This is a genomic window from Kineococcus aurantiacus, from assembly GCF_013409345.1.
GTDB classification, from domain to species: Bacteria; Actinomycetota; Actinomycetes; order Actinomycetales; family Kineococcaceae; genus Kineococcus; species Kineococcus aurantiacus.
Map to the genome: position 1 here is coordinate 4,098,893 of NZ_JACCBB010000001.1, position 23,042 is coordinate 4,121,934.

The 23,042-nt window shown below is 75.0% G+C and carries 20 protein-coding genes; 13 read left to right on the forward strand and 7 right to left on the reverse strand.

All coding sequences use genetic code 11. From position 1 onward, the window contains the following. Positions 1 to 98 precede the first annotated feature (98 nt). From BJ968_RS19605 to BJ968_RS19620, 4 genes are read left to right on the forward strand one after another with little or no spacing between them, the layout of a single operon-like run. A complete protein-coding gene (locus BJ968_RS19605) occupies positions 99 to 2,342 on the forward strand; it encodes a polyribonucleotide nucleotidyltransferase (RefSeq protein WP_179754672.1) in 2,244 nt (747 codons plus the stop codon). A gap of 1 nt (position 2,343) precedes the next feature. Next, positions 2,344 to 3,717 (forward strand): M16 family metallopeptidase, encoded by a 1,374-nt coding sequence (locus BJ968_RS19610; protein WP_179754674.1) that lies wholly within the window; start codon positions 2,344 to 2,346, stop codon positions 3,715 to 3,717. Between the two features lie 29 nt (positions 3,718 to 3,746). Further along, the gene (gene dapB / locus BJ968_RS19615) at positions 3,747 to 4,448 is read left to right on the forward strand and encodes a 4-hydroxy-tetrahydrodipicolinate reductase (protein ID WP_218886501.1); all 702 of its coding nucleotides are present in this window, start codon (positions 3,747 to 3,749) and stop codon (positions 4,446 to 4,448) included. Between the two features lie 5 nt (positions 4,449 to 4,453). Further along, positions 4,454 to 4,894, forward strand: a complete 441-nt coding sequence (locus BJ968_RS19620) for a hypothetical protein (protein ID WP_218885188.1) — start codon at positions 4,454 to 4,456, stop codon at positions 4,892 to 4,894. Positions 4,895 to 4,938: 44 nt separating this feature from the next. Here the strand turns inward: BJ968_RS19620 and BJ968_RS19625 are convergent, their stop codons facing one another. Then, positions 4,939 to 7,293, reverse strand: a complete 2,355-nt coding sequence (locus BJ968_RS19625) for a glycosyl hydrolase family 65 domain-containing protein (RefSeq protein ID WP_179754676.1) — start codon at positions 7,291 to 7,293, stop codon at positions 4,939 to 4,941. Then, positions 7,290 to 8,048 carry a beta-phosphoglucomutase family hydrolase gene (locus tag BJ968_RS19630; RefSeq protein ID WP_179757069.1) on the reverse strand — a complete coding sequence of 253 codons (759 nt, stop codon included), beginning with the start codon at positions 8,046 to 8,048 and terminating at the stop codon, positions 7,290 to 7,292. The genes BJ968_RS19625 and BJ968_RS19630 overlap by 4 nt, the downstream gene beginning before the upstream one ends. 207 nt (positions 8,049 to 8,255) lie before the next feature. On the opposite strand from BJ968_RS19630, the gene BJ968_RS19635 reads away from it, so the two are divergent. After that, positions 8,256 to 8,966 (forward strand): DUF1264 domain-containing protein, encoded by a 711-nt coding sequence (locus BJ968_RS19635; protein ID WP_179754678.1) that lies wholly within the window; start codon positions 8,256 to 8,258, stop codon positions 8,964 to 8,966. Positions 8,967 to 9,020: 54 nt separating this feature from the next. Here the strand turns inward: BJ968_RS19635 and BJ968_RS19640 are convergent, their stop codons facing one another. After that, positions 9,021 to 10,157 carry an alcohol dehydrogenase catalytic domain-containing protein gene (locus BJ968_RS19640; RefSeq protein ID WP_179754680.1) on the reverse strand — a complete coding sequence of 379 codons (1,137 nt, stop codon included), beginning with the start codon at positions 10,155 to 10,157 and terminating at the stop codon, positions 9,021 to 9,023. A gap of 311 nt (positions 10,158 to 10,468) precedes the next feature. Here BJ968_RS19640 and BJ968_RS19645 point away from each other — a divergent pair, with 311 nt between their 5' ends. Further along, on the forward strand, positions 10,469 to 10,861 hold the full coding sequence (locus BJ968_RS19645) for a phage holin family protein (RefSeq protein ID WP_179754682.1): 393 nt from the start codon (positions 10,469 to 10,471) through the stop codon (positions 10,859 to 10,861). Positions 10,862 to 10,914: 53 nt separating this feature from the next. After that, entirely contained in the window at positions 10,915 to 11,208 is a 294-nt protein-coding gene (locus tag BJ968_RS19650; protein ID WP_179754684.1) for a DUF6343 family protein, read from the forward strand. Here the strand turns inward: BJ968_RS19650 and BJ968_RS19655 are convergent. Then, positions 11,180 to 12,160 carry a TIGR03557 family F420-dependent LLM class oxidoreductase gene (locus BJ968_RS19655; protein WP_179754686.1) on the reverse strand — a complete coding sequence of 327 codons (981 nt, stop codon included), beginning with the start codon at positions 12,158 to 12,160 and terminating at the stop codon, positions 11,180 to 11,182. The genes BJ968_RS19650 and BJ968_RS19655 overlap by 29 nt on opposite strands. 193 nt (positions 12,161 to 12,353) lie before the next feature. Between BJ968_RS19655 and BJ968_RS19660 the strand changes: the two genes are divergently transcribed. Beyond that, positions 12,354 to 14,717 (forward strand): SpoIIE family protein phosphatase, encoded by a 2,364-nt coding sequence (locus BJ968_RS19660; RefSeq protein ID WP_179754688.1) that lies wholly within the window; start codon positions 12,354 to 12,356, stop codon positions 14,715 to 14,717. Positions 14,718 to 14,724: 7 nt separating this feature from the next. Here the strand turns inward: BJ968_RS19660 and BJ968_RS19665 are convergent, their stop codons facing one another. Beyond that, the gene (locus BJ968_RS19665) at positions 14,725 to 14,898 is read right to left on the reverse strand and encodes a hypothetical protein (RefSeq protein WP_179754690.1); all 174 of its coding nucleotides are present in this window, start codon (positions 14,896 to 14,898) and stop codon (positions 14,725 to 14,727) included. A 200-nt stretch (positions 14,899 to 15,098) separates the two neighbouring features. On the opposite strand from BJ968_RS19665, the gene BJ968_RS19670 reads away from it, so the two are divergent. Further along, positions 15,099 to 16,004, forward strand: a complete 906-nt coding sequence (locus tag BJ968_RS19670; RefSeq protein ID WP_179754692.1) for a zinc-binding dehydrogenase — start codon at positions 15,099 to 15,101, stop codon at positions 16,002 to 16,004. Positions 16,005 to 16,038: 34 nt separating this feature from the next. Here the strand turns inward: BJ968_RS19670 and BJ968_RS19675 are convergent, their stop codons facing one another. Continuing rightward, positions 16,039 to 17,829 carry a TIM barrel protein gene (locus tag BJ968_RS19675; protein WP_179754693.1) on the reverse strand — a complete coding sequence of 597 codons (1,791 nt, stop codon included), beginning with the start codon at positions 17,827 to 17,829 and terminating at the stop codon, positions 16,039 to 16,041. Between the two features lie 44 nt (positions 17,830 to 17,873). On the opposite strand from BJ968_RS19675, the gene BJ968_RS19680 reads away from it, so the two are divergent. From BJ968_RS19680 to arr, 4 genes are all read left to right on the forward strand, one after another. Next, complete coding sequence (locus tag BJ968_RS19680; RefSeq protein WP_343078168.1) at positions 17,874 to 18,551, forward strand: HAD-IA family hydrolase; 678 nt, start codon at positions 17,874 to 17,876, stop codon at positions 18,549 to 18,551. A 134-nt stretch (positions 18,552 to 18,685) separates the two neighbouring features. Continuing rightward, positions 18,686 to 19,612: a 4-hydroxy-tetrahydrodipicolinate synthase gene (dapA, locus tag BJ968_RS19685; protein WP_179754694.1), complete on the forward strand. Its 927-nt coding sequence runs from the start codon at positions 18,686 to 18,688 to the stop codon at positions 19,610 to 19,612. A gap of 48 nt (positions 19,613 to 19,660) precedes the next feature. Further along, positions 19,661 to 21,346 carry a ribonuclease J gene (locus BJ968_RS19690; protein WP_179754695.1) on the forward strand — a complete coding sequence of 562 codons (1,686 nt, stop codon included), beginning with the start codon at positions 19,661 to 19,663 and terminating at the stop codon, positions 21,344 to 21,346. Between the two features lie 60 nt (positions 21,347 to 21,406). After that, complete coding sequence (gene arr / locus BJ968_RS19695; RefSeq protein ID WP_179754696.1) at positions 21,407 to 21,847, forward strand: NAD(+)--rifampin ADP-ribosyltransferase; 441 nt, start codon at positions 21,407 to 21,409, stop codon at positions 21,845 to 21,847. Here arr and BJ968_RS19700 read toward each other — a convergent pair. Further along, positions 21,840 to 22,967, reverse strand: a complete 1,128-nt coding sequence (locus BJ968_RS19700) for a heparan-alpha-glucosaminide N-acetyltransferase domain-containing protein (protein ID WP_179754697.1) — start codon at positions 22,965 to 22,967, stop codon at positions 21,840 to 21,842. The two genes, arr and BJ968_RS19700, sit on opposite strands and share 8 nt — an antisense overlap. Between the last annotated feature and the right edge of the window lie 75 nt (positions 22,968 to 23,042).

Here is a 23,042-nt window from a genome sequence, read left to right on the forward strand (position 1 = left end):
CGGTAGTGGCCTCCGGGAGCTCCCAGCTCCCGTGGGCCTCGATCGAAGGCCGGGGCGCGCGGGTGCCGCGCACCGCACCTACCCGGAGGAGGAACCCCTTGGAGGGTCCTGAGATCACCGCCGCCGAAGCCGTCCTCGACAACGGCTCGTTCGGCACCCGCACCGTGCGCTTCGAGACCGGCCGCCTCGCCAAGCAGGCCGCCGGTTCCGCGAGCGTCTACCTCGACGGCGAGACGTTCCTGCTGAGCGCCACGACCGCCGGCAAGTCCCCGAAGGACCAGTTCGACTTCTTCCCCCTCACGGTGGACGTCGAGGAGCGGTCCTACGCCGCCGGCAAGATCCCCGGCTCGTTCTTCCGCCGCGAGGGCCGTCCCTCGACCGAGGCGATCCTGGCCTGCCGCCTCATCGACCGCCCGCTGCGCCCCAGCTTCGTCAAGGGCCTGCGCAACGAGATCCAGGTCGTCGTGTCGGTCATGGCGATCCACCCCGACGACGCCTACGACGTCGTGGCCATCAACGCCGCCTCGATGTCGACCCAGCTCGCCGGCCTGCCGTTCTCCGGCCCGATCGGCGGCGTGCGCGTCGCCCTCATCGACGGCCAGTGGGTCGCGTTCCCGCGCTACTCCGAGATCGAGCGCGCCGTCTTCGACATGGTCGTCGCCGGCCGCGTCGTGACCGCCGCGGACGGCACCGAGGACGTCGCGATCATGATGGTCGAGGCCGAGGCGACCGAGGGCTCCTGGAACCTCATCAAGGAGCAGGGCGCCACCGCCCCCACCGAGGAGGTCGTGGCCCAGGGCCTGGAGGCCGCCAAGCCGCACATCGCCAAGCTGGTCAAGGCGCAGGCCGAGGTCGCCGCCAAGGCCGCCAAGCCGACCGGTGAGTTCCCGCTGTTCCCCGACTACGCCGACGACGCCTACCAGGCCGTCCTCGACGCCTCGGCGACCGAGCTGGCCGCCGCGCTGACCATCGCCGGCAAGCAGGAGCGCGAGGCGCGGATCGACGAGATCAAGGACCGCGTCAAGGGCGAGCTGGCCGAGGCCTTCGCCGGTCGCGACAAGGAGATCTCCGCCGCGTACCGCTCGGTGCAGAAGTCGCTGATCCGTCAGCGCGTCCTGAAGGACAAGGTCCGCATCGACGGCCGCGGCCTGGCCGACATCCGGACCCTGTCCGCCGAGGTCGAGGTCCTGCCCCGCGTGCACGGCTCGGCGCTGTTCGAGCGCGGCGAGACCCAGATCCTGGGCGTCACCACGCTGAACATGCTCCGCATGGAGCAGCAGCTCGACACGCTGTCCCCGGTGACGCGCAAGCGCTACATGCACAACTACAACTTCCCGCCCTACTCGACCGGTGAGACCGGCCGCGTGGGCTCGCCCAAGCGTCGCGAGATCGGGCACGGCGCCCTCGCCGAGCGCGCCCTCGTCCCCGTCCTGCCGGCCCGCGAGGAGTTCCCCTACGCGATCCGCCAGGTCTCCGAGGCGCTGGGCTCCAACGGCTCCACCTCGATGGGCTCGGTCTGCGCCTCGACGCTGTCCCTGCTCAACGCCGGTGTCCCGCTGCGCGCGCCCGTCGCCGGCATCGCCATGGGCCTGATCTCCGACACCGTGGACGGCCAGACGCAGTACGCGGCGCTGACCGACATCCTCGGCGCCGAGGACGCCTTCGGCGACATGGACTTCAAGGTCGCCGGCACCAAGGAGTTCGTCACCGCGATCCAGCTCGACACCAAGCTCGACGGGATCCCGGCCTCGGTCCTGGCCGGTGCGCTGACCCAGGCCCGCGACGCGCGCCTGTACATCCTGGACGTCATGGCCGAGGCCATCGACACCCCGGACGAGATGTCGCCGACCGCGCCGCGCATCATCACCGTCAAGGTCCCCGTGGACAAGATCGGCGAGGTCATCGGGCCCAAGGGCAAGATGATCAACCAGATCCAGGAGGACACCGGCGCCGACATCTCCATCGAGGACGACGGCACGGTGTTCATCGGGGCCGTCGACGGTCCCTCGGCGGAGGCGGCCCGCGCTGCGGTCAACGCCATCGCCAACCCGACGATGCCCGAGGTCGGCGAGCGCTACCTCGGCACCGTCGTCAAGACGACCACCTTCGGCGCGTTCGTCTCGCTGCTGCCCGGCAAGGACGGCCTGCTGCACATCTCGCAGCTGCGCAAGCTGTCCGGCGGCAAGCGCGTCGACAACGTCGAGGACGTCGTCTCGGTGGGCCAGAAGGTCCAGGTGGAGATCGCCGAGATCGACCCGCGCGGCAAGCTGTCGCTGGTCCCCGTGGTCGCGGAGGAAGCCGCCGAGGCCGACGCCGCCGCCGTGGAACCGACCGACGCCTGACGTGACGCCCAACCCCACCGGGAACCCCGTCGAGCTGCCCACCGAGGCGGCCGGCGGGGTTCCCGCTACCACCGTCCTGTCCGAGCTCGACGGGGCCGTCGTCAAGCGCACGGTGCTGCCGTGCGGCGCGCGGGTGCTGACCGAGGCCATGCCCGGTCAGCGCTCGGCCAGCATCGGCTGCTGGGTCGGCGTCGGCTCCCGCGACGAGACCCGGGGCCACTTCGGCTCCACGCACTTCCTCGAGCACCTGCTGTTCAAGGGCACCGAGCGCCGCGACGCGATGGACATCGCCTCGGCCTTCGACGCCGTCGGCGGTGAGGCCAACGCCGCCACCGGCAAGGAGCACACGACGTACTACGCGCGCGTGCTCGACTCCGACCTGCCGATGGCGATCGACGTCGTCACCGACATGGTCACCTCGGCCGTCCTCGACGACGACGACTTCACCAGCGAGCGCGAGGTCATCCTCGAGGAGCTGGCGATGAACGACGACGACCCGGGCGACGTGGCGCACGAGAAGTTCGCCGAGCTGGTCCTGGGGCAGCACCCGCTGGCCCGGCCCATCGGCGGCACCCCCGACACCATCCGCGCCGTCGGCCGCGACGACGTCTGGGCGCACTACCGCGAGCACTACCAGCCCTCCTCGCTGGTCTTCACCGCGGCCGGGGGCCTGGACCACGACGAGGTCGTGGCGACCGTGCAGCGCGAGCTGGACCGCGCCGCGGGCGACCTGGGCCAGGCCGCACCGCGCCCGCGCCGCGTCAGCGGTCAGGTCGCCGGGGGCCTGGAGGCGGGCCGCGCACTGGTCGTGGACCGCCAGACCGAGCAGGCGCACGTCCTGCTGGGGATGCTGGGCCTGACCGCGACCGACGAGCGCCGCTTCACGCTGTCGGTGCTCAACGCGGTCCTCGGCGGCGGCATGAGCTCCCGGCTGTTCCAGGAGGTCCGCGAGAAGCGGGGCCTGGCGTACTCGGTGTACTCCTTCAACGCCAACTACGCCGACTCCGGCTACGTGGGCCTGTACGCGGGCTGCTCGCCGGCCAAGGCGCCGCAGGTCGCCGACCTCATGCTGGCCGAGCTGGTGAAGCTGGGCGAGACCCCGCTGGAGGCCGAGGAGCTCGGCCGCGGGATCGGGCAGCTCACCGGCGGGCTGGTGCTGGGGCTGGAGGACTCGGGGTCGCGGATGAACCGGCTCGGCAAGTCCGAGCTGACCCACGGGCAGTTCCTCGACGTCGACGCCGTCCTGGCCCGGATCCGCGCGGTCACGGCCGGGCAGGTCCAGGACCTGGCGCGCGAGCTCCTCGACCGGCCGCGGTCGGTGACCGTCGTGGGGCCCTTCGACGACGACAGCGCCTTCGCCGGGGTCGTGCGGTGAAGGTGTCCGTCGCCGGTGCGCGGGGCCGGATGGGCTCGCAGGCCGTCGCCGCCGTCGAGGCGGCCGCGGACCTGCAGCTCGTCGCGGCCCTGGGCCGCGGCGACGACCTCGCCGCGGCGCAGGGCTCGGACGTGCTCGTCGACCTGACGGTGCCCGACCAGGTCATGGGCAACGTCGAGCAGGCCCTGGCCCGGGGCATGCACGTCGTCACCGGCACCACGGGGTTCACCCCCGAGCGGGTCGCCCAGGTCGAGCGGTGGGCCGCGGCCGCGCAGCGCAACGTGCTCATCGCCACGAACTTCGGCATCGGCGCGGTGCTGGTGATGCAGCTGGCCGCCAAGGCGGCGCGGTTCTTCGAGTCCGTCGAGGTCGTCGAGCTGCACCACCCCGGCAAGGTCGACGCGCCCAGCGGGTCGGCGATCCGGACCGCGCAGCTCATCGCCCGCGCCCGCGAGGCCGCGGGGCTGGGGCCCTCGCCGGACGCCACGGAGACGTCGCTGCCGGGGGCCCGCGGGGCCGTCGTCGACGGGATCCACGTCCACGCCGTCCGGATGCGGGGCATGACCGCGCACCAGGAGGTCGTCCTCGGCGGGCCGGGGGAGACCCTGACCATCCGCGACGACACCTACGACCGCGCCGCGTACATGCCGGGCCTGCTCGTCGGGATCCGCCAGGTCGCGTCCCGGCCCGGGGTCACGGTCGGGCTCGAGCACTACCTCGACCTGGACTGAGCGCCGTGCGCACGAAGGTCGTCATCGCCGTCAGCGTCGCCGCGCTGCTGTTCTACTTCGTGTTCCTCGGCCGCCTCGGGGCGGCGCTCGTCGGCACCGGGAACTGGGCCGGCATCGCCCTCGGGATCGCGCTGTTCCTGCTGCCGCTCGTGGGGCTGTGGGCCGTGGTGCGCGAGCTGATGTTCGGCGTGGCGACCGAGAAGCTGGGCCGTGAGCTGGCCGGGCGCGGTGAGCTGCCCGTCGACGACCTCGACCGCACGGCCGCCGGGCGCGTCGACCGCGCCGCCGGCGCCGCGGCGTGGGAGCGGGCCAAGGCCGAGGTCGACGCCGCCCCGGGCGACGCCGGGGCCTGGTACCGGCTGGCGCTGGCCTACGACGCCGCCGGGGACCGCCGCCGCGGCCGCGCGGCCGCCCGGCACGCCGTCCGGCTGCACCGCGGGCGCTGACGCGCGACGGCGCCGGTCAGTGGTCGCCGATCAGTGGTCGCCGGTCAGTGGTCGCCGCCGCGGTGCAGCGGGGCCCTGCCGGGCGGCTGCACGGGCCGCGGCAGCAACGGCTCCGGCACCGACACCGGGCGGGTGACCGACTGCCCCGCGCGCAGGTGGAGCGTCTCGTCGCCGTGCTTGAACTCCACCGCCGTGTCGTGGTCGCGCACCGAGTACTCCACCTGCTCCGGTCGCACGTCCACGGTCAGCTTCGTCCCGCGCCAGCGCACCGAGAACCGCAGCCGGGAGATCCCCGACGGCAGCCGCGGCCGGAAGACCAGCGACCCCCCGACGTCCCGCATGCCGCCGAAGCCGTTGACCAGCGCCAGCCACGTCCCGGCCAGGGACGCGATGTGCAGCCCGTCGCCGGTGTTGTGGTGCAGGTCGCGCAGGTCGACGCTCGCCGCCTCGTAGACGTAGTCGTGCGCCAGCTCCAGGTGCCCCACCTCGGCGGCCGTGACCGCCTGGACGGCCGCGGACAGCGAGGAGTCCCGCACCGTGCGCCGCTCGTAGTAGTCGACGGCCCGGGCCTTGTCCTCGTCGCTGAACCGGTCGGCGAACCAGAACAGCGCCATCTGCAGGTCGGCCTGCTTGACGACCTGCTTGCGGTAGAGGTCGAAGTAGGGCGAGTGCAGCAGCAGCGGGTACTGCGGGTTCGCCTCGAAGTCCCACTCCGGGCGCCGGGTGAAGCCCTCGCACTGCTGGTGCACCCGCAGGTCCTCGTCGTAGGGGACGTGCACGGCGTCGGCCGCGTCGCGCCAGGCGGCCGTCTCCTCCAGGTCCACGCCCAGGGACCGCGCAAGGTCGGGGTGCCGGTGGCAGGCCTCGGCGGCCACCCGCAGGTTCTGCGCCGCGACCAGGTTGGTGAACACGTTGTCGGCGACGACGGCGGTGTACTCGTCGGGCCCGGTGACGCCGGCCACGTGCCAGCGCCCGGCGGTGTCGTGGTGCCCCAGGGACCGCCACATCCGGGCGGTCTCCACCAGGACGGCCAGCCCGCCGTCGGTCTCCAGGGTCGTCTCCCCGGTGGCGATCCGGTAGCGCTCCACGGCGGCGGCGATGTCGCCGTTGACGTGGAAGGCGGCCGTCCCGGCCGGCCAGTACCCCGAGGACTCCTCCCCGCGGATCGTGCGCCACGGGAAGGCGGCCCCGGCCAGGCGCAGCTCCGCCGCGCGCGAGCGCGCCTGGTCCAGGGTGCTGGCCCGCCAGCGCAGCGCGTCGGCCGCGGCCTCCGGTGCCGTGTACGTCAGGACCGGCAGCACGTACGCCTCGGTGTCCCAGAAGATGTGCCCGTCGTAGCCGGGACCGGTCAGGCCCTTGGCCGGGATGCCCCGCTGCTCGGCGCGGGCCCCGGCCTGCAGCACGTGGAACAGGCCGAACCGGACGGCCTGCTGGACCTCGGCGTCGCCGTCGACCTGCACGTCGGCGGCGTCCCAGAACTCCTCCAGGTACTCCCGCTGCTCGCGCAGCAGGCCCTCGAACCCCGTGAAGCGGGCGCCGCTGAGGGCGCCGGCGACCTGGTCGCGCAGCGCGGGGTGCGAGCGCAGCCCCGACCAGCCGTAGGCCAGGTACTTCTGCAGCCGCACCTGCTCCCCGGCGCCCAGGACGCACACCACCGTGGTGCGGGCCCAGTCGTCGGCGTCGTGCGTCTCCACGTCGACGCGGCCGGGGGCCTCGACGTGGTTCTCCATGCCGGCGGCCATCTGCAGGCCGCTGGCGCGCGTGCGGTGCACGAGGGTGGCCCCGGCGCGCCCGCAGTCGTGGTCGACCGAGACCAGCGGGGCCTTGAGCACCGCCGAGACGCGCGGGTCGGCCGACTGCTGCGGCAGGGCCTCGTTGGCGACCAGCTCGGACTGCAGGGTGACGCGGACCTCGTCGTCCACGGCCTCGACGGTGAACTCCACGGCGGCCACGGCCCGCTGGACGAAGGACACCAGCCGGGTGGAGCGCACCCGGACGCGCTTGCCGGCGGGGGAGACCCAGTCGGCGGTCCGCACGAGGGTGCCGGCGCGCAGGTCGAGCACGCGCTCGTGGGCCAGCAGCCGCCCGTACCGGACGTCGAAGGGCTCGTCGTCGACGAACAGGCGCACGATCTTGCCGTCGGTGACGTTGACGACGGTCTGCCCCACCTCCGGGTAGCCGTACCCGGCTTCGGCGTAGGGCAGCGGCCGCTCCTCGTAGAAGGAGTTCAGGTAGGTGCCGGGCAGCCCGTGCGGCTCGCCCTCGTCGAGGTTGCCGCGGAAGCCGATGTGCCCGTTGGACAGGGCGAACAGGGACTCGGCGGGAGCGAGCAGGCTCAGGTCCAGGGCGGCCTCGCGCACCGTCCACGGTTCGACGGGGAACGCGTGCTGGGCGATCACCGGTCCTCACCCAGCAGCTGGGACAGGTCGGTGACGACCACGGAGGCGCCGTGCTCGCGCAGGGCGGCGCCGTGGCCGACGCGGTCGACGCCGACGACCGCGCCGAACCCCCCGGCCCGGCCGGCCTGCACGCCCGACAGGGCGTCCTCGAAGACGGCCGCCTGCTCCGGCGCCACCCCCAGCGCCCGGGCCCCGGCCAGGAAGCTGTCGGGCGCCGGTTTGCCGGCCAGGTGCTCCTCCTGGAGGGTCACCCCGTCCACGCGCGCCTCGACGAGCTCGGCGAGGCCGGTGACCTCCAGGACCTGGCGGGTGTTCGCGCTGGAGGAGACGACCGCGCGCCGCAGCCCGGCGTCGCGGGCGGCCCGCAGGTACCGGCGCGACCCCTCGTAGACCTCGACCCCGTCGGCGTCGATGCGACGCAGCAGGTCCGCGTTCTTGCGGTTGCCCAGCCCGGCGACCGTCGTGTCCTCGTACGGCTGGTCGGCGGGGTCGTCGGGGCCCCCCTCGGGCAGGTGGATGCCGCGGGAGGCCAGGAAGTCGCGGACGCCGTCGGCGCGGGGCTTGCCGTCGACGTGGGTGCTGTAGTCCGCGTCGGGGTCGAACTCGCGGAACGGTTCCCCGGTGCGCTCGACGTGGGCCCGCAGGAAGCCGTCGAACGTGGCCTTCCAGGCCTTGTCGTGCACCGCGGCCGTGTTCGTCAGGACCCCGTCGAGGTCGAACAAGCAGGCGGTCACCCCGTCGGGCAGTCCCAGCACCTCTGCACTCCCGTCCTCGTCCACGTCCCGGTGCCTCGTCTCGGCACGACCGACCGTAGAGGGGCGGTGGGGGCGCCGCACGGTGGGGTTCGGCCGGTGCCTGGCGGGGTAGGCGGCGGGCACGGGGCGGCCGCGTCCCGCCAGGCACCCAGGGGGAGGCAGCATGACCAGGACAGCTCGCGGGACCGGTGGCGCCGGGGGTCCGTCGTGAGCCCCGGCGTGGAGCACCGGCCGAGCCCCGTGCGGGCGGCCGGTGGGCCGAAGGGGGCGTGGCTCACCCTGCTCGACAAGGGCGCCGACGTGCTGCAGCCGGCGGCGCCGCTGAAGGCGTTCGACGTCTACGTCGCGGGGTTGCACTGCGGCCGGGACGACCCGGCGATGCAGATGGAGGCGCACCACTACGCCAAGGTCGTCAACGGCGACCTGCTGCAGTGCGTCATCTTCGACGGCAACACCGCGGACGCCAACCTCATCGGCATCGAGTACATCGTCTCGGGGGAGCTGTTCGACGGGCTGCCCGAGGAGGAGAAGGGGTACTGGCACCCGCACAACTACGAGGTGCTCTCGGGTCAGCTGTCGGCGCCGGGGCTGCCGCAGGCGGTGGAGACGTCGCTCATGCGGCAGCTGCTGAACAGCTACGGCAAGACCTGGCACACCTGGCACACCGGCACGCACGCCGCTCCGGGGCACGACCTGCCGCTGGGCGGGGCGAACCTCATGTGGTCGTTCAACCGCGACGGCGAGGCCGACGAGGGGCTGCGGACCGACTTCGAGTCCTCGCTGGGCCTGGACTCGGCCGCCAAGCGCGAGACCCGCGCGCAGCTGCGGTCCGCGGCGCGCCCGCAGCGCGGCGTCGACCTGCTCGAGGACGCCTTCACCGGGACCACCCCCGTCCCGGGGGTGCAGGACGCGGGCTGACCGGGCCGCGAGGGCACCCCGGGCAGGTGCCCGGGGTGCCCTCGCGGCAGCGGGTCAGGGGTGCAGCAGGACCTTCGTCCAGCCCTCGACGCGGTCGTCGAAATTCCGGTACCCCTCGGGTGCCTGGTCCAGCGGCAGCTCGTGGGACACGATGAACCCCGGCGTCGCCCGGCCCGCGACGATGAGGTCGCGCAGCTGCCGGTTGTACCGCATGACCGGGGCCTGGCCGGTGCCCATCGACTGGCCCTTGGTGAAGAACGTGCCGTAGTCCCAGCCGATGCGCCCCTGCTTCGCGCCCTCGGTCACGGCGCCCGGGTCCTGGGGCACGTAGACCCCCACGACGCCGATCCCACCGGTGGAGCGGACGACCTTCACGAGGTTGTCGAGGACGAGTTCGGGGTGCTCGTCGCCGGCGGGGTCGTGCGCCTGGTAGCCGACGGCCTCCACGCCGCGGTCCACGCCGCGCCCGCGGGTCTGCTCGGTGATCTGCTCGACGGGGTCACCGGCGGAGAAGTCGACGGGGATCGCGCCGATGCTCTCGGCCAGCCGCAACCGGTCGGCCTCCTTGTCGACGACGAACACCCGCGCGGCGCCCTTGAGCAGCGCGCTGTGCGCGGCCATCAACCCCACCGGACCGGCGCCGAACACCGCGACGTCGTCACCGGGGACCATGCCGGACAGTTCCACGCCGTGCCAGCCGGTGGGGAAGATGTCCGAGAGCATGGTGAAGTCGTTCTCGTGCTCGCGGCCCTCGGGCAGTTCGAGCAGGTTGAAGTCGGCGTGCGGGACGCGCAGGAACTCGGCCTGCCCGCCGTCGTAGGGGCCCATGTTGGCGTAGCCGTAGGCCGCGCCGTCCATGCCCTCGATCGGGTTCATCCGCGTGCAGAACGACGTCCAGCCGTGCACGCAGTTCCGGCAGGTGCCGCAGCCGATGTTGAAGGGCACCGAGACGCGGTCGCCGACCTTCAGGCGCGAGACGCCCGCGCCAACGGCCTCGACGACCCCCATGTTCTCGTGGCCGAGGACCTTGCCCTCCTCGACGCTGGTGCGTCCCTCGTACATGTGCAGGTCGGAACCGCAGATGTTGGTCGTGGTGATGCGGACGACGGCGTCGGTGGGGTTCTCGACGCGGGCGTCGGGGACCTCCTTCACCGCGACGTCCTCCGGACCCTGGTAGACGACGGCCTTCACGGTCGAACCTCCCTGGTGGCGATGTGTTCTCTCGTGGTCGTTCCGATGGTCACCCCGCGGCGAGGTGGTCGCGCGTTCAACCGGGAACCCCCGCGTGGTCGGCCGGCGATCGTCCGGCGCTGCGGCCCGGTGGGCACCGGCCCGATGTGCGCGTTCCCCGGGCCGCGCGTAGCGTCCGCTGCGGCGACGGCTCCCCGGCCGGTGGCGCGGCCTGCGACCACCAGGGCCCGGCGGTTCCCGGGGACGCTCCCGCCGGCCGTGCCGAGCGGTCCGGGCGGACGCGGCCCCAGACGACCCGTGGGAGGAACACGATGAGCGAACACACCAACCGGACAGCGGGCGAACTCGTCGACGAGCTCACCGCCGACACCGCCGCGCTCGTGCGCGCCGAGGTGCGGCGCGGCCAGCAGGAACTGCTGGCCAAGGCCAAGCAGGCCTCCAAGGCCGCCTCGCTCCTCGGCGGGGGCGCCGTGCTGGGCGCGCTGGCCGCCGGGACGTCGGCCGCGTTCACGGTCCGGCTGCTCGGCAAGGTGCTGCCGCCGACCACGGCCGCGTTCGCGGGGACCCTCGCCTACGGCGGTGGCGCGGCGCTGCTGGTCTCGGCCGGGCTGGCCGAACTGCGCCGCGTCGGCCCGCTGTGGCCGGAGGAAACCCTCGCCAGCCTCCGCGACGACGTGCGGGCCGCTCGTCCCGCCGCGGGCTGAAACGTCCCCCACGGCCGCGCGTGGACACCGGGGCGAGCGGGTAGGTCCCCACCATGGCCCGTGACCACCGCACCGACCGTCCCGCCCGCCCCGACCCGCGCGCCGACCCCGGCCAGCCGCGCGGCCGGACCGGCGACGAGGCCCGCACGGCCCGGTCGCCGCTGCGGCTGCGCCTCGTCCTGGCCCTGTTCGGCCTGGTGGTCTGCACCGTCCTGGCCGTGGCGTGGTTCGCGGTGGACGAGCCGCCGGGGGACAGCCGGGCCCCGGGCTGGGTCCTGGCCGTCCTCGCCGCGCTGGCCGCGGTCGACCTCGTGGTCGTCAGCCGGCGGTTGCGCCGCCGGCGCTGAGCCCGCGCAGCACGGGCAGCAGGTCGGAGGCGGCGAACTCCAGGAACCCGTCCGGGTCCGGGCCGGCGTTCTGGGTCACCAGGTGGTCGAAACCCGCGTCGACGAACTGCTGGGCCACCGGCACGTACGCCGACACGTCCGGCCCGAGGGCGAACTGCGCGCGCACGTGGTCGGCCGTGACGGTCCGGGAGGCGGCGTCGAAGTTCACCGGGTTCGGCAGCTCGGCCATGACCTTCCAGCCGGTCACCGCCCACCGGCTCTTCTCCAGCACCGCGTCGATCGCGGACTGCTCGTCGGGCGCCCACGCCATCGGCACCTCGGCGTACGCCGGACCCGATCCGCCGAACTGCTTCCAGGCCGCGACCATCTCGCCCTTCGGCTCGGTGGCGAACAGGCCGTCGCCGAGGTCGGCGGCGATCCGCGCCGACGCCTTGCCGCTGGCCGCGACGGCGATGACCGGCAGTTCCGCGGGCAAGTCGAACACGCGGGCGTCCTCCAGCCGCAGGTGCTTGCCCTCGTAGCTGCGGTAGCCGCCCCGCCACAGCAGCCGGATGATCTCCAGGGCCTCGCGGAACCGTTCGTGCCGTTCGGCGACGCCGGGGAAACCCCGGCCCACGACGTGCTCGTTGAGGCGTTCCCCCGCGCCGACGCCGAGCGTGAACCGGCCGTCGGACAGGATGGCCAGGGTCGCGGCGGCCTGGGCGATGATCGCCGGGTGGTACCGCACCGACGGGCAGGTGACCCCGGTGACCAGGCCGATCCGCTCGGTGCGGGCCGCGATGTACGACAGCACGTCCCAGGTGAAGGCCGAGTGCCCCTGGACGTCCAGCCACGGGTGGTAGTGGTCGCTGATCTCGACGAAGTCGTACCCGGCCCGCTCGGCCGCGACGGCCTGCCGGACGATCTCCTTCGGGTCGAACGCCTCGGTCGCGAGCTTGTAGCCGATCTGCACGGTGGCCTCCTCGGGTGGGTGCGCGGGTCGTGCGCGCCGTGCCCCTACCCGAGTCCGGTGCCGGTCAACCGGGTGACGGGTGGGCCGGGCGGTCCCCGGCGGGCACCGGGGAGGAGGCCGGTGGGGGATACTGACCGGGCCCGATCGCCGGGCCGGCCGCCGTGCGGCCACCGACGGGAGCGGAGCGGGTTTCGTGGTGCAGCCGACCGGCCAGGGGCAGTTGTCGGCGATGGCCGCCCAGTTCGACTCGCTGCTCGCGGGAGCACCGCTGGGGATCGGGGTCTTCGACCGGGACCTGCGGCACGTGCGGGTCAACGCGGTGCTGGCCGAGATGAACGGCCGCCCCGCGCACGAGCTCGTCGGCCGCACCCCCAGCGAGGTCAACCCGGTCGTGGGGGCGCAGGCCGAGGCGCTCTACCGGCAGGTCATGGACAGCGGTGTGCCCATGCGCGACGTCCGGCTCACCGGTGAGGTCAGCGCCCGGCCGGGGCAGGTGCGGCACTGGAGCACGACGTTCCACCCGGTCCGCCAGGACGGGGAGGTCGTCGGGCTGTGCGTCGTCGTCGCCGACGTGACCAGCGAGACCGAGCTGGCGCGGACCCTGGCCGAGTCGGCCCGCCGCATCGAGCAGATCACCGAGAACATGGCCGTCGGGTACCTGGCCCTGGACGCCGACTGGCGCATCACCTTCGCCAACCGGCACGCTGCCGAGGCCCTCGGCCGGCCGGGCGGGGAACTCGTGGGCGGGGTCATCTGGGAGCTGTTCCCCGCGACGGTGGGCACGGCCTTCGAGGCCGGGTACCGGCGGGCGGCCGAGACGGGGGAGGCGGTCGTCTTCGACGCGTACTACCCGCCGCCGCTGGACGCCTGGTTCGAGGTCCGCGCCGTGCCCGACCCGCCCGGGGTGGCGCTGTACTTCCTCGACGTCACCGAGCGGGTGCAGGCCCGCCGCGACGCCGAGACGGTCGCCCGCCGCGCCCAGCTGCTGGCCCGGCTCAGCGGTGAGCTCGCCGGCCACCGCGACCTGGACCAGGCCCTGCAGGCGCTGCCCCGGCTGCTCGCGCCCGGGGTCGCCGACTGGTGCGTCGTGACGCTGCTGGAGGAGTCCGAGCGCGCCGAGGCCGCCGTCCGCCACCTCACGGCCCGCTCCCGGTCCGGTGACCTCGCCGAGGCCGAACCCGCCGTCGTCGCCGACGTGCTGGCGCACCTGCGCGACGTCGCCGCCCACCACGCCGACCCGGCCGCGGGGGCGTGGGTGCAGGAGTACGCCCGCACGCGGCTGGACTCCTACCGCGACCGCGCCCGGACCGCGCCGGGACCGGTGCCCCCGCCCTTCCTCGTGCGCGCGCTCGTCGCCGCCGAGGCCACCGTGGTCGGCGGGGACGCGACGCCGGAGGTCCAGGCGACCCTGGCGCCCGGGCGGGCGGCACGGGCCCTGGCCGTCCTGGACCCCCGCGCGGCCGTCGCGGTCGCGGTGCGGGCCCGCGGCCGGGTGCTGGGCGTCCTGACGCTGTGCTGGGACCGGCGGCCCCCCGGTGCCCCGCCGCACGCCTCGGCGAGCGCCAGCCCGGCCTCGGAGCTGGGCGCGGACCCGGTGGCCACCCCGACCGCGCGGGCGGCCGCCACCCCCGACGCGGACGTGCTGGCGTTCGTGCAGACCGTCGCCGACCGGATCGGCGCGGCCCTGGACGAGGCGCAGCTGGTGCGTCAGCAGCTGCGGGCGGCCGAGCAGCTGCAGCGCTCGCTGCTGACGGACCCGCCCGAACCGGACCACGCGCACGTGGTGGCGCGCTACACCCCCGCCACCGACGTCGTGCAGGTCGGCGGCGACTGGTACGACGCCTTCCTGCAGGACGACGGCGCGACCGTGCTGGTCATCGGCGACGTGCTCGGGCACGACACGACCGCCGCCGCGGCCATGGGGCAGGTCCGCACGCTGGTGCGCGCCGCCGCGGTGATGCCCGCCCGGGGGCCGGCCGCGACGCTGTCGGCGGTGGACGGCGCGATGCGCACCCTGTCGGTCGGCACGACGGCCACCTGCGTGGTGGCGCGCCTGGAGCAGGAACCGGAGCAGGTCGCCCGCGGCACGACCACCCTGCGCTGGTCGAACGCCGGTCACCCGCCGCCCGTGCTGGTGCTGCCCGACGGGCGGGTGCGGCTGCTGGACGAGCACCGGCCCGACCTCCTGCTGGGCATCGAACCCTCGCTGCCCCGGGACGAGCACGTGCTGGAGGTCCCCCGGGGGTCGACCGTCGTGCTCTACACCGACGGCCTGGTGGAGCGGCGCACCGAGTCCCTGGACACCGGGCTGGACCGGTTGCGGGCCGCGGCCCGCGCCGCCGCGGCCGGCGAGGAACGGGACGCCGACGGCTTCGGGCAGGACCTCGACGCCTTCTGCGACGACCTCGTCGCCCGGGTCCTGCCGGGGCAGCCGGTCGACGACGTCGCGCTCATCGCCGTCCGGCTGCACCGCCAGGACCGGCCGCGCCCCGTCGCGGCCGGTCCCCGCCGGCTCCCGCCGGGGATCCCGGACGAGCCGGAGGTCCTGCGGGGCTGAGCCCGGGTCAGTCCCGGGGGTTGAGCTGCTCGGGGTCGGCGTCGGGGTCGCCGTCGGAGCCGTCGGCGGCGGCGCCGTCGCCGGTGGGCTCGCCCCGGGTGTCGCGGGGGTTCAGCTGACCGGGGTCGGCGTCGGGGTCGGTGGTCTCGTCGACGGGTTCGTTCGGTGCGGTGTCGCTCACACCCCCAGCCTGGCCCCGCACCGCGGGCGGTGCGCGGTGGAACGCCGGCCGCTGCCCGCCCCCACGCCCGGTGCCCGCACGACGACGCACCGTCCGCCCGGGGTGCGGTCGGAGGAGGCCGTCGGTCCGGGCCACCCGCGCGGCACAACCCGGCACCGCGCACGGTTGCCTCGACCCCGGGTTCCCGACAGGCTGCCCGCGTGAACAGAGCGGTGCGCTTCGAGCGCTGGGGCGGACCCGACGTGCTGCAGGTCGTGGAGGTCCCCGCCCGCGCACCCGGCCGCGGCGAGGTGGCCGTGACGGTGCGCGCGGCGGGCATCACCGCGGGGGAGTCCGCCGCCCGCGAGGGCGCGCTCGCCCAGCTGTACCCCACGGCCTTCCCCGCCGCCACGGGCTCGGAGTTCGCCGGCGTCGTCACCGCCACCGGGCCCGGGTCGCGCTTCGCGGTCGGGGAGGAGGTGCTGGGCTGGAGCCCCGAGCACGCCGGTCACGCCGACGTCGTCGTCGTGCCCGACACCGCGCTGGTCCTCAAACCGGCCGTCGTGTCCTGGGAGGTCGCCGGCGCCCTGTACGTGGCGGGCGTGACGGCGTGGACCTGCGTGACGGACACCGGCGTGGGCGACGGTGACGTCGTCCTCGTCGTGGGCGCGGCCTCGGACGCCGGGACGCTCGCGGTGCAGCTGGCCCGGCTGTGCGGCGCCGAGGTCGTCGGCGTGGCCGACGCCGTGCACCACGACTGGCTGCACGCCCACGGGGCCGACGCCGTGCTGCCGGCCGACGCGGGGGCGCTGGCCCGGGTCGTGCACGACCGCCGCGGCCGCGTCGACGTCATCGTCGACACCACGGGCGCCGACGTGGAGCACCTCGCCGAGGCGCTGGGCGTCCCCGTGGCGCGCTGCGTGGCGACCCTGCCGCTGGAGGCGGACCTGGAGTTCGGGCCGGTCGCGGAGCGGCGGGCCGAGGTGCTGGCCGAGCTCGTCGAGCTCGTCGCCGACGACCGGCTGCACGTGCCCATCGCCGGGTCCTTCCCGCTCAGCGACGTCGTCGAGGCGTTCGCCACGGCCGAGCGACCGCACCGGCAGGGCCGGATCGTCCTGCTGCCCTGAGCGGACCGGCGCCCGGCCCAGTCAGCCCGCCCGGTCAGCCCGCCGGGTGCTCCCGCTGCGCCGCCAGCCGCACGGCCGTGCCGGCGGAGCCGAACCCGCGGTACCCGCCCCGGCGCTGGAGGACCTCGACGAAGAACTCCCGGCTCACGGCCCGGGTGAAGAAGTGCAGCAGCTCGCCGCCGGAGTCGTCCCGGTCGTAGAAGAGGCCGTGCTCGCGCAGCGCGTCGCAGAACGCCTCCTCCAGCCCGAACCGCGCGGCGAGGTCGTCGTGGTAGTTGGCGGGGACCGCCAGCACGTGCCCGCCGGCCGCGGCGAAGCGGCGCGCGGTGGCGAACACGTCGTCCGTGGCGAAGGCCACGTGGCCCGCCGCCAGCGGCCGCCCGCGCAGGGTCGCCGACGTGGGCCCGACGTTCAGGGCGATCCGGACCGTGTCGTCGCCGGAGCGGTAGGCCCGCGAGCGCAGCAGGCCGTCCGGGGCCCCGACCTCCACCAGCTCACCGGGCTCCATGCCCAGCACCGTGGTGAGGAACAGGCCCGCGGAGTCGAACCCCGCGAACGGCTGCGGGAGGGCGACGTGGTCGACGGCCAGCAGCGACGGCTCCCCGGCCGGTCCCAGCCCCGTCGGGACGAAGTCGTCGCGCCAGTCCGGGGCCGGCCCGCAGAACTGCACCCACGTCCCGTCGGGGGCGACGAGGGAGGGGATCTCCGCCTCGCCCGGCCCCACGGGCCGGTGCACGACCGGCGCCAGCAGCTCGCGGGCGCGCTCGGCCAGCAGGTGCGGGCGGGGGGCGCGCAGGCCCAGCGACGACAGCCGGGCCCGCTCGGACGTCGCGCGGTGGTTGACGACCACCTGCACGTCCTCGCCGGCGCTCCACAGGTCGACGTCGCCGCGGCGGTGCGTCCCGGTCCGCACCAGCCCCAGCGCCCCGAGCAGGTCGGCGACCGCCGGCGCCCCCGGACCGGAGGCGGCCACCTCGACGAAGGCCCAGCCCGCCGGCGCGGGCGCGGCGGGCAGCGTCCCGGGGACGGTGAGGTCGGCCAGGTGCCGCAGCGAGCGCATCGCGTCGACGGCCGCGCGACGGGGGTCGCTCTGCCGGTACAGGTCGTTGAAGACCTCCAGGGACACGGGCCCGTCGTAGCCGGCCGCGGTGACGGCGCGCTGGAACCGGGCCAGGTCGAAGCCGCCCTGGCCCGGGAAGAGCCGGTGGTGGCGCGACCACGGCAGCACGTCCATGCCCAGCAGCGGCGCGTCGGCGACCTGGCAGAAGAACAGCTTGTCCAGGGTCGCGATGGCGTCGGGGTCGTCGCCGCGGGACAGGACGTGGAAGGAGTCCACGCACGTCCCCAGCCCCGGGTGGTCGGCCAGGGCCACGACCCGGGCGCCGTGCCGGTAGTCGGCCACGTGCGCGCCCCAGGCCAGCGCCTCGTACGCCAGCCGCACGCCGTGCCCGGCCGCCACGTCGGCCAGCGCCGCCAGCTGCGCGGCCAGCTCGTCGTCGTCGCGCACCGCGCCGGCGTGCACGGCCGAGCAGACGAGCACCAGGTCGCAGCCCAGCTCGGCCGTCAGCGCGGCCTTGCGGCGCAACCGCTCCCGCGTCCTGGCCACGACGGCGGCGTCGACGTCGTCGGGGTCGCGGAAGGGCTGGAACAGGGCGATGCCCAGCCCCAGGTCCTCGGCCAGCGCCCGCACCTGCGCCGGGCGCAGCGGGCACGCCAGCAGGTCCGGCTCGAACACCTCCACGGCGTCGAAGCCCGCGGCGGCCGCCGCGCGCAGCTTCTCCGGCAGCGTCCCCGCCAGGCTCACGGTGGCGATCGAGGTGCGCACGGTCCCCACCCTGTCACGCGCCGTCCCCGACGTAGGGTGCGGTCGTGACGCACCCCGTGCTCGACCGCCCGTTCGCCGCCGTCCTGTTCGACATGGACGGCACGCTCGTCGACTCCACCGCGGCCATCGCCCGCAGCTGGACGACGTGGGCGCTCGAGCACGGCGTCACCGCCGAGCAGCTCGCCGCCGCCGCCGGTCACGGGCGGCCCGCCCCCGAGATCGTCGCCGACCTCCTCGGGCCCGGGCGGTCGGTGGCGGCCGCCGCCCGCATCCTGGAGCTGGAGGTCGCCGACGTCGACGACGTCGTGCAGCTGCCCGGCGTGCCGGAGCTGCTGGCCGCCCTGCCCGCCGGGTCGTGGGCCGTCGTCACGTCCTGCTCGGCCCCGCTGGCCGACGCCCGCCGGCACGCCGCGGGCCTGCCCGAACCCGCCGTCCTCGTGACCTTCGACGACGTCGAGCGCGGCAAGCCCGCCCCCGACTGCTTCCTGCTGGCCGCCGAGCGCCTGGGGGTCGACCCCGCCGACTGCCTCGTCGTCGAGGACGCCCCCGCGGGCCTGGCCGCGGCCCGCGCGGCGGGCTGCGCGACCCTGGCCGTGCGCACGACCCACCCCGAGGGCCCCCTGGACGCGGACCTGGTGGTGCCGCTGCTGTCGGGGGTGCGGGTCAGCGCCGGTCCCGAGGGTCTGCGGGTGCTCCCGGCCGACGCCGCGGTGGCCGTGTAACGCCGGGTCGGCCGGCGCCGATGTGCTCCCGGGACCCGGTCGCTGCCCGGACCCCCGAGCGGGCAGCGACCGGGCTCCTCCACGTCGGGGGTCTGGTGGGCCGGTGCGGGGCCCCCGCGCGGTAACCTCCCCCCATGCCCACCGCCACCACCGCAGTGCCCCCGCGTCCCTTCGGGACGGTGCTGAGCGCGATGGTGACCCCCTTCACCCCCGACGGGTCGCTGGACCTGACCGCGGCGGCGTCGCTGGCCGAGCACCTCGTCGCCGACGGCCACGACGGCCTCGTCGTCAGCGGCACGACGGGGGAGTCGCCCACCACGAGCGACGAGGAGAAGGACGCGCTGCTGCGCGCGGTGCTCGAGGCCGTCGGGGACCGCGCCACCGTGGTGGCCGGGGTCGGCACCAACGACACGCGGCACACCGTGGAGCTGGCGCGCGCCGCCGAGAAGGCCGGCGCGCACGGGCTGCTCGTCGTCACGCCGTACTACAACAAGCCCCCGCAGGCCGCGCTGCTGGCGCACTTCACGACCGTCGCCGACGCGACCGGCCTGCCCGTCATGCTCTACGACATCCCCGGCCGGTCCGGGGTGCCGATCGAGACCGAGACCCTCGTGCGCGCCGCCGAGCACGACCGCATCCTGGCCGTCAAGGACGCCAAGAGCGACCTGTTCGCCTCCGCGCAGGTCCTGGCCCGCACCGACCTGGCCTACTACTCCGGCGAGGACGCGCTGAACCTCCCGCTGCTGTCGCTGGGCGGCTCGGGCATCGTCTCGGTCGTCAGCCACGTCGCCGGGCGCGCCTACGCCGAGCTCATCGCCGCCCTCGACGCCGGCGACCTGCCCACCGCGCGCGCGGTCAACGCCCGGCTGCTGCCCGCGGTCCGGGGGATCATGACCCGCACCCAGGGCGCCGTGGCCGTCAAGGCCGCCCTCGAGCTGACCGGGGTGCTGCCCGGTCGCACGGTCCGGCAGCCGCTGCTGCCGGCCACCGCCGACGAGGTCGAGGCCATCGCCGCCGACCTCGCCCTGGCCGGTCTGGCACCGGCCACCCACGACGCCTGATCCACCCCTTCCCACGGTCGCGGCCACCACGGCCGCAGGAGGAGCCGCATGAGCCACCCCCACCCCGAACTCACGGCGCCGCCGAAGCTGCCGAAGGGCGCCCTGCGCGTCTTCGGCCTCGGCGGTCTCGGCGAGGTCGGACGCAACATGACCGTCTTCGAGTACGACGGCAAGCTGCTCGTCGTCGACTGCGGGGTCCTGTTCCCCGAGGACCACCAGCCCGGGGTCGACCTGATCCTGCCGGACTTCGGCCCCATCGCCGACCGGCTCGACGACATCGTCGCCCTCGTCCTGACCCACGGGCACGAGGACCACATCGGGGCCGTCCCGTACCTGCTCAAGCTCCGGTCCGACATCCCCCTGCTGGGGTCGCAGCTGACGCTGGCGCTCATCGAGGCCAAGCTCAAGGAGCACCGGATCCGGCCCTACACGCACGCGGTGCGCGAGGGTCAGAAGGAGCAGCTCGGGCCGTTCGACTGCGAGTTCATCGCCGTCAACCACTCCATCCCGGACGCGCTCGCCGTGGCGATCCGCACCGGCGCGGGCCTGGCCCTGCACACCGGTGACTTCAAGATGGACCAGCTCCCGCTGGACAACCGCATCACCGACCTCAACGCGTTCGCGCGGCTGGGGGACGAGGGCGTGGACCTGTTCTGCGTCGACTCCACCAACGCCGAGGTCCCCGGGTTCACCGCTCCCGAGCGCGACATCGGCCCGGTGCTGGAGCAGCTGTTCGGCCGCGCCGAGCACCGCATCATCGTGGCCTCGTTCGCCTCCCACGTGCACCGCGTGCAGCAGGTGCTCAACGCCGCCGACGCGCACGGCCGCAAGGTCGCGCTCGTGGGCCGCTCGATGGTCCGGAACATGGGCATCGCCGCGGACCTGGGGTACCTGCAGGTCCCGAAGAACATCCTCATCGACCTCAAGCAGGTCGACGACCTGCCCGACGACCGCGTCGTGCTGATGTGCACCGGCTCGCAGGGCGAGCCGATGGCGGCGCTGTCGCGCATGGCCAACCGCGACCACCGCATCTCCATCGACCGCGGTGACACGGTGATCCTGGCCAGCTCGCTCATCCCGGGCAACGAGAACGCGGTGTTCCGCGTCGTCAACGGGCTGGCCCGGCTCGGCGCGACCGTCGTGCACCAGCAGAGCGCGAAGATCCACGTCTCCGGCCACGCCAGCGCCGGGGAACTGCTGTACTGCTACAACATCCTCAAGCCCCGCAACGTCATGCCGGTCCACGGGGAGATCCGCCACCTGCTGGCCAACGGTGACCTCGCCGTCAAGACCGGGGTGCCGCGCGAGCGCGTGGTCATCGCCGAGGACGGCGTCGTCGTCGACCTCGTCGACGGGAAGGCCAGCATCGTCGGGTCCGTGCCCGTCGGGTACGTCTACGTCGACGGCTCCAGCGTCGGGGAGATCACCGAGGCCGACCTGAAGGACCGGCGGATCCTGGGCGAGGAGGGGTTCATCTCCATCTTCGTCGCCGTCGACTCCGTCACCGGCAAGGTCGTCTCCGGGCCGGAGTTCAACGCGCGCGGGTTCATCGGCGACGGCGACGACCGGTTCAACACGATCCGCAAGCGGGTCGAGAACGCGCTCAACGAGGCCTCGACGGGCCCCGTCGACACGTACCAGCTGCAGCAGATCGTGCGCCGGACCGTGGGGACCTGGGTGTCCCAGACGCACCGCCGCCGGCCGATGATCGTGCCGGTGGTCGTCACCGCCTGACCCGCGGGGCGCGGCCCCGTCCGGTCCTCACCGGACGGGGCCGCGCCTACGCTGGGCGGGGTGAGCCCCGCACCGCACCCCGGACCGTTCTTCCACGGCACCCGGGCCGACCTGCGGGCCGGTGACCTCCTCACCGCCGGCCGCCGGTCCAACTACCGGCCCGAGGTCGTCATGAACCACGTCTACTTCACCGCGCTCGTCGACGGGGCGGGGCTGGCGGCCGAGCTGGCCGTGGCGCTGGCCCGGCAGGCCGACCCGGCGGCCGACCCCGGCGCGCCGCGGGTCTACCGCGTCGAGCCGACCGGTCCCTTCGAGGAAGACCCGAACGTGACGGACGAGAAGTACCCGGGCAACCCCACCCTGTCCTACCGCAGCACCGCCCCGCTGCGGGTCCTCGGCGAGGTCGCCGACTGGCCCCGGCTCACCCCGCAAGCGCTGCGGGCCTGGCAGGAACGCCTGGCGGCGCTGCTCGCGGACGAGCGGGCCGAGATCGTCAACTGACCCGCCCGGCGCGCTGCGGGACCGCGCGCCCGGCCGCCGCCGCGACCTGCCCCACGAGGGCCTCCAGCGGTCCGCGGCCCACCAGCAGCCGCCAGGCGGTGGCCAGCAGCACACCCCCCAGCACGTGCAGGCCCAGCAGGGTGAGGGAGTCGTCGTCGGTGCGCGACAGCGCCAGGACGTGCGCGGTGTAGACCGTGAGCGGCAGGGCGCCCAGCGCCGCCACGGGCACCAGGAACCGCGTCACCGCGGCCGGCAGCAGGCACGCCGCCCCGATGACGGCCACCGCCGTCCCGGCGGTGTGCAGCAGGTCGAACGGCGTCCCCGAGTGCGGTGCCGCGACGGCGAGCCACCACGGGTCGTCGGTGGGCACGGTGCCGTAGAGGTCCACCGACCCCAGCGGCCCGGCCAGCGGTTCCAGCGCCGCCCGCCCGCCGCCCGGGCCCAGCAGCAGCGCGCTGACCACCCACGCCCCGGCCGCGACGAGGGCACCGGCGAGGCCCACGCGCAGCGCCACCGCGGGCCGGCGCAGGTCCAGCGTCGAGACGGCCAGCCCGAGCAGCAGGTACCCGGCCCACCCGACCACGGGGTAGTAGCCGGTCAGGAGCAGGGCCTGCGCCAGGTCCGCGGGCCGGGCCAGCCAGTCCAGGGTCGGCTGCTCGTACTGCGCGGGCAGCCCCAGGTCCTCGCGCAGCGCGAAGGACAGGACGGGCGCCAGCGCCAGCCACGCCCCGGCCAGCACCGCCAGCCGCCGCAGCGGCCACCACAGGAACGGCAGCACGACGGCGAAGGCCACGCCGTAGTACGGCAGGATGATCGCGATCCGGCTGCCCGCGTCGACCAGCAGCAGGCCGAGCAGCGCGATGACCAGCCCGCGGACCACGACGCTCGTCCGGGCCGCCGCCCGGGCGGCGCCGGCGCGGCGGGTGGCCAGGCCCAGGGAGAGACCGGCCAGCACCGCGAACAGCCCCGAGGCCCGGCCGTGCGCGACGGCGTACAGGGCACCGGCGAGGCCGGGGGCGTCCTCGCCGGGCAGCACGTGCACGGCCATCATGCCCACGACCGCCACGGCCCGGGCCAGGTCCACGCCCACGACGCGTCGGGGGTCGGGTCGGGGGCGCACGGGGCCAGTCTGTCGGGCCGGACCCGGCGTGTCTGCGGTGGTCCCGCGCAGCCCCGGGAGACGCTGGGGACCGGC

Excerpts from the sequence above, each read along its gene's own strand:
- BJ968_RS19650 (WP_179754684.1), top strand. The coding sequence starts at position 10,915 with ATGGCCCGTGACCACCGCACCGACCGTCCCGCCCGCCCCGACCCGCGC.
- BJ968_RS19690 (WP_179754695.1), top strand. The coding sequence starts at position 19,661 with ATGAGCCACCCCCACCCCGAACTCACGGCGCCGCCGAAGCTGCCGAAG.
- BJ968_RS19645 (WP_179754682.1), top strand. The coding sequence starts at position 10,469 with ATGAGCGAACACACCAACCGGACAGCGGGCGAACTCGTCGACGAGCTC.
- dapB (WP_218886501.1), top strand. The coding sequence starts at position 3,747 with ATGGGCTCGCAGGCCGTCGCCGCCGTCGAGGCGGCCGCGGACCTGCAG.
- dapA (WP_179754694.1), top strand. The coding sequence starts at position 18,686 with ATGCCCACCGCCACCACCGCAGTGCCCCCGCGTCCCTTCGGGACGGTG.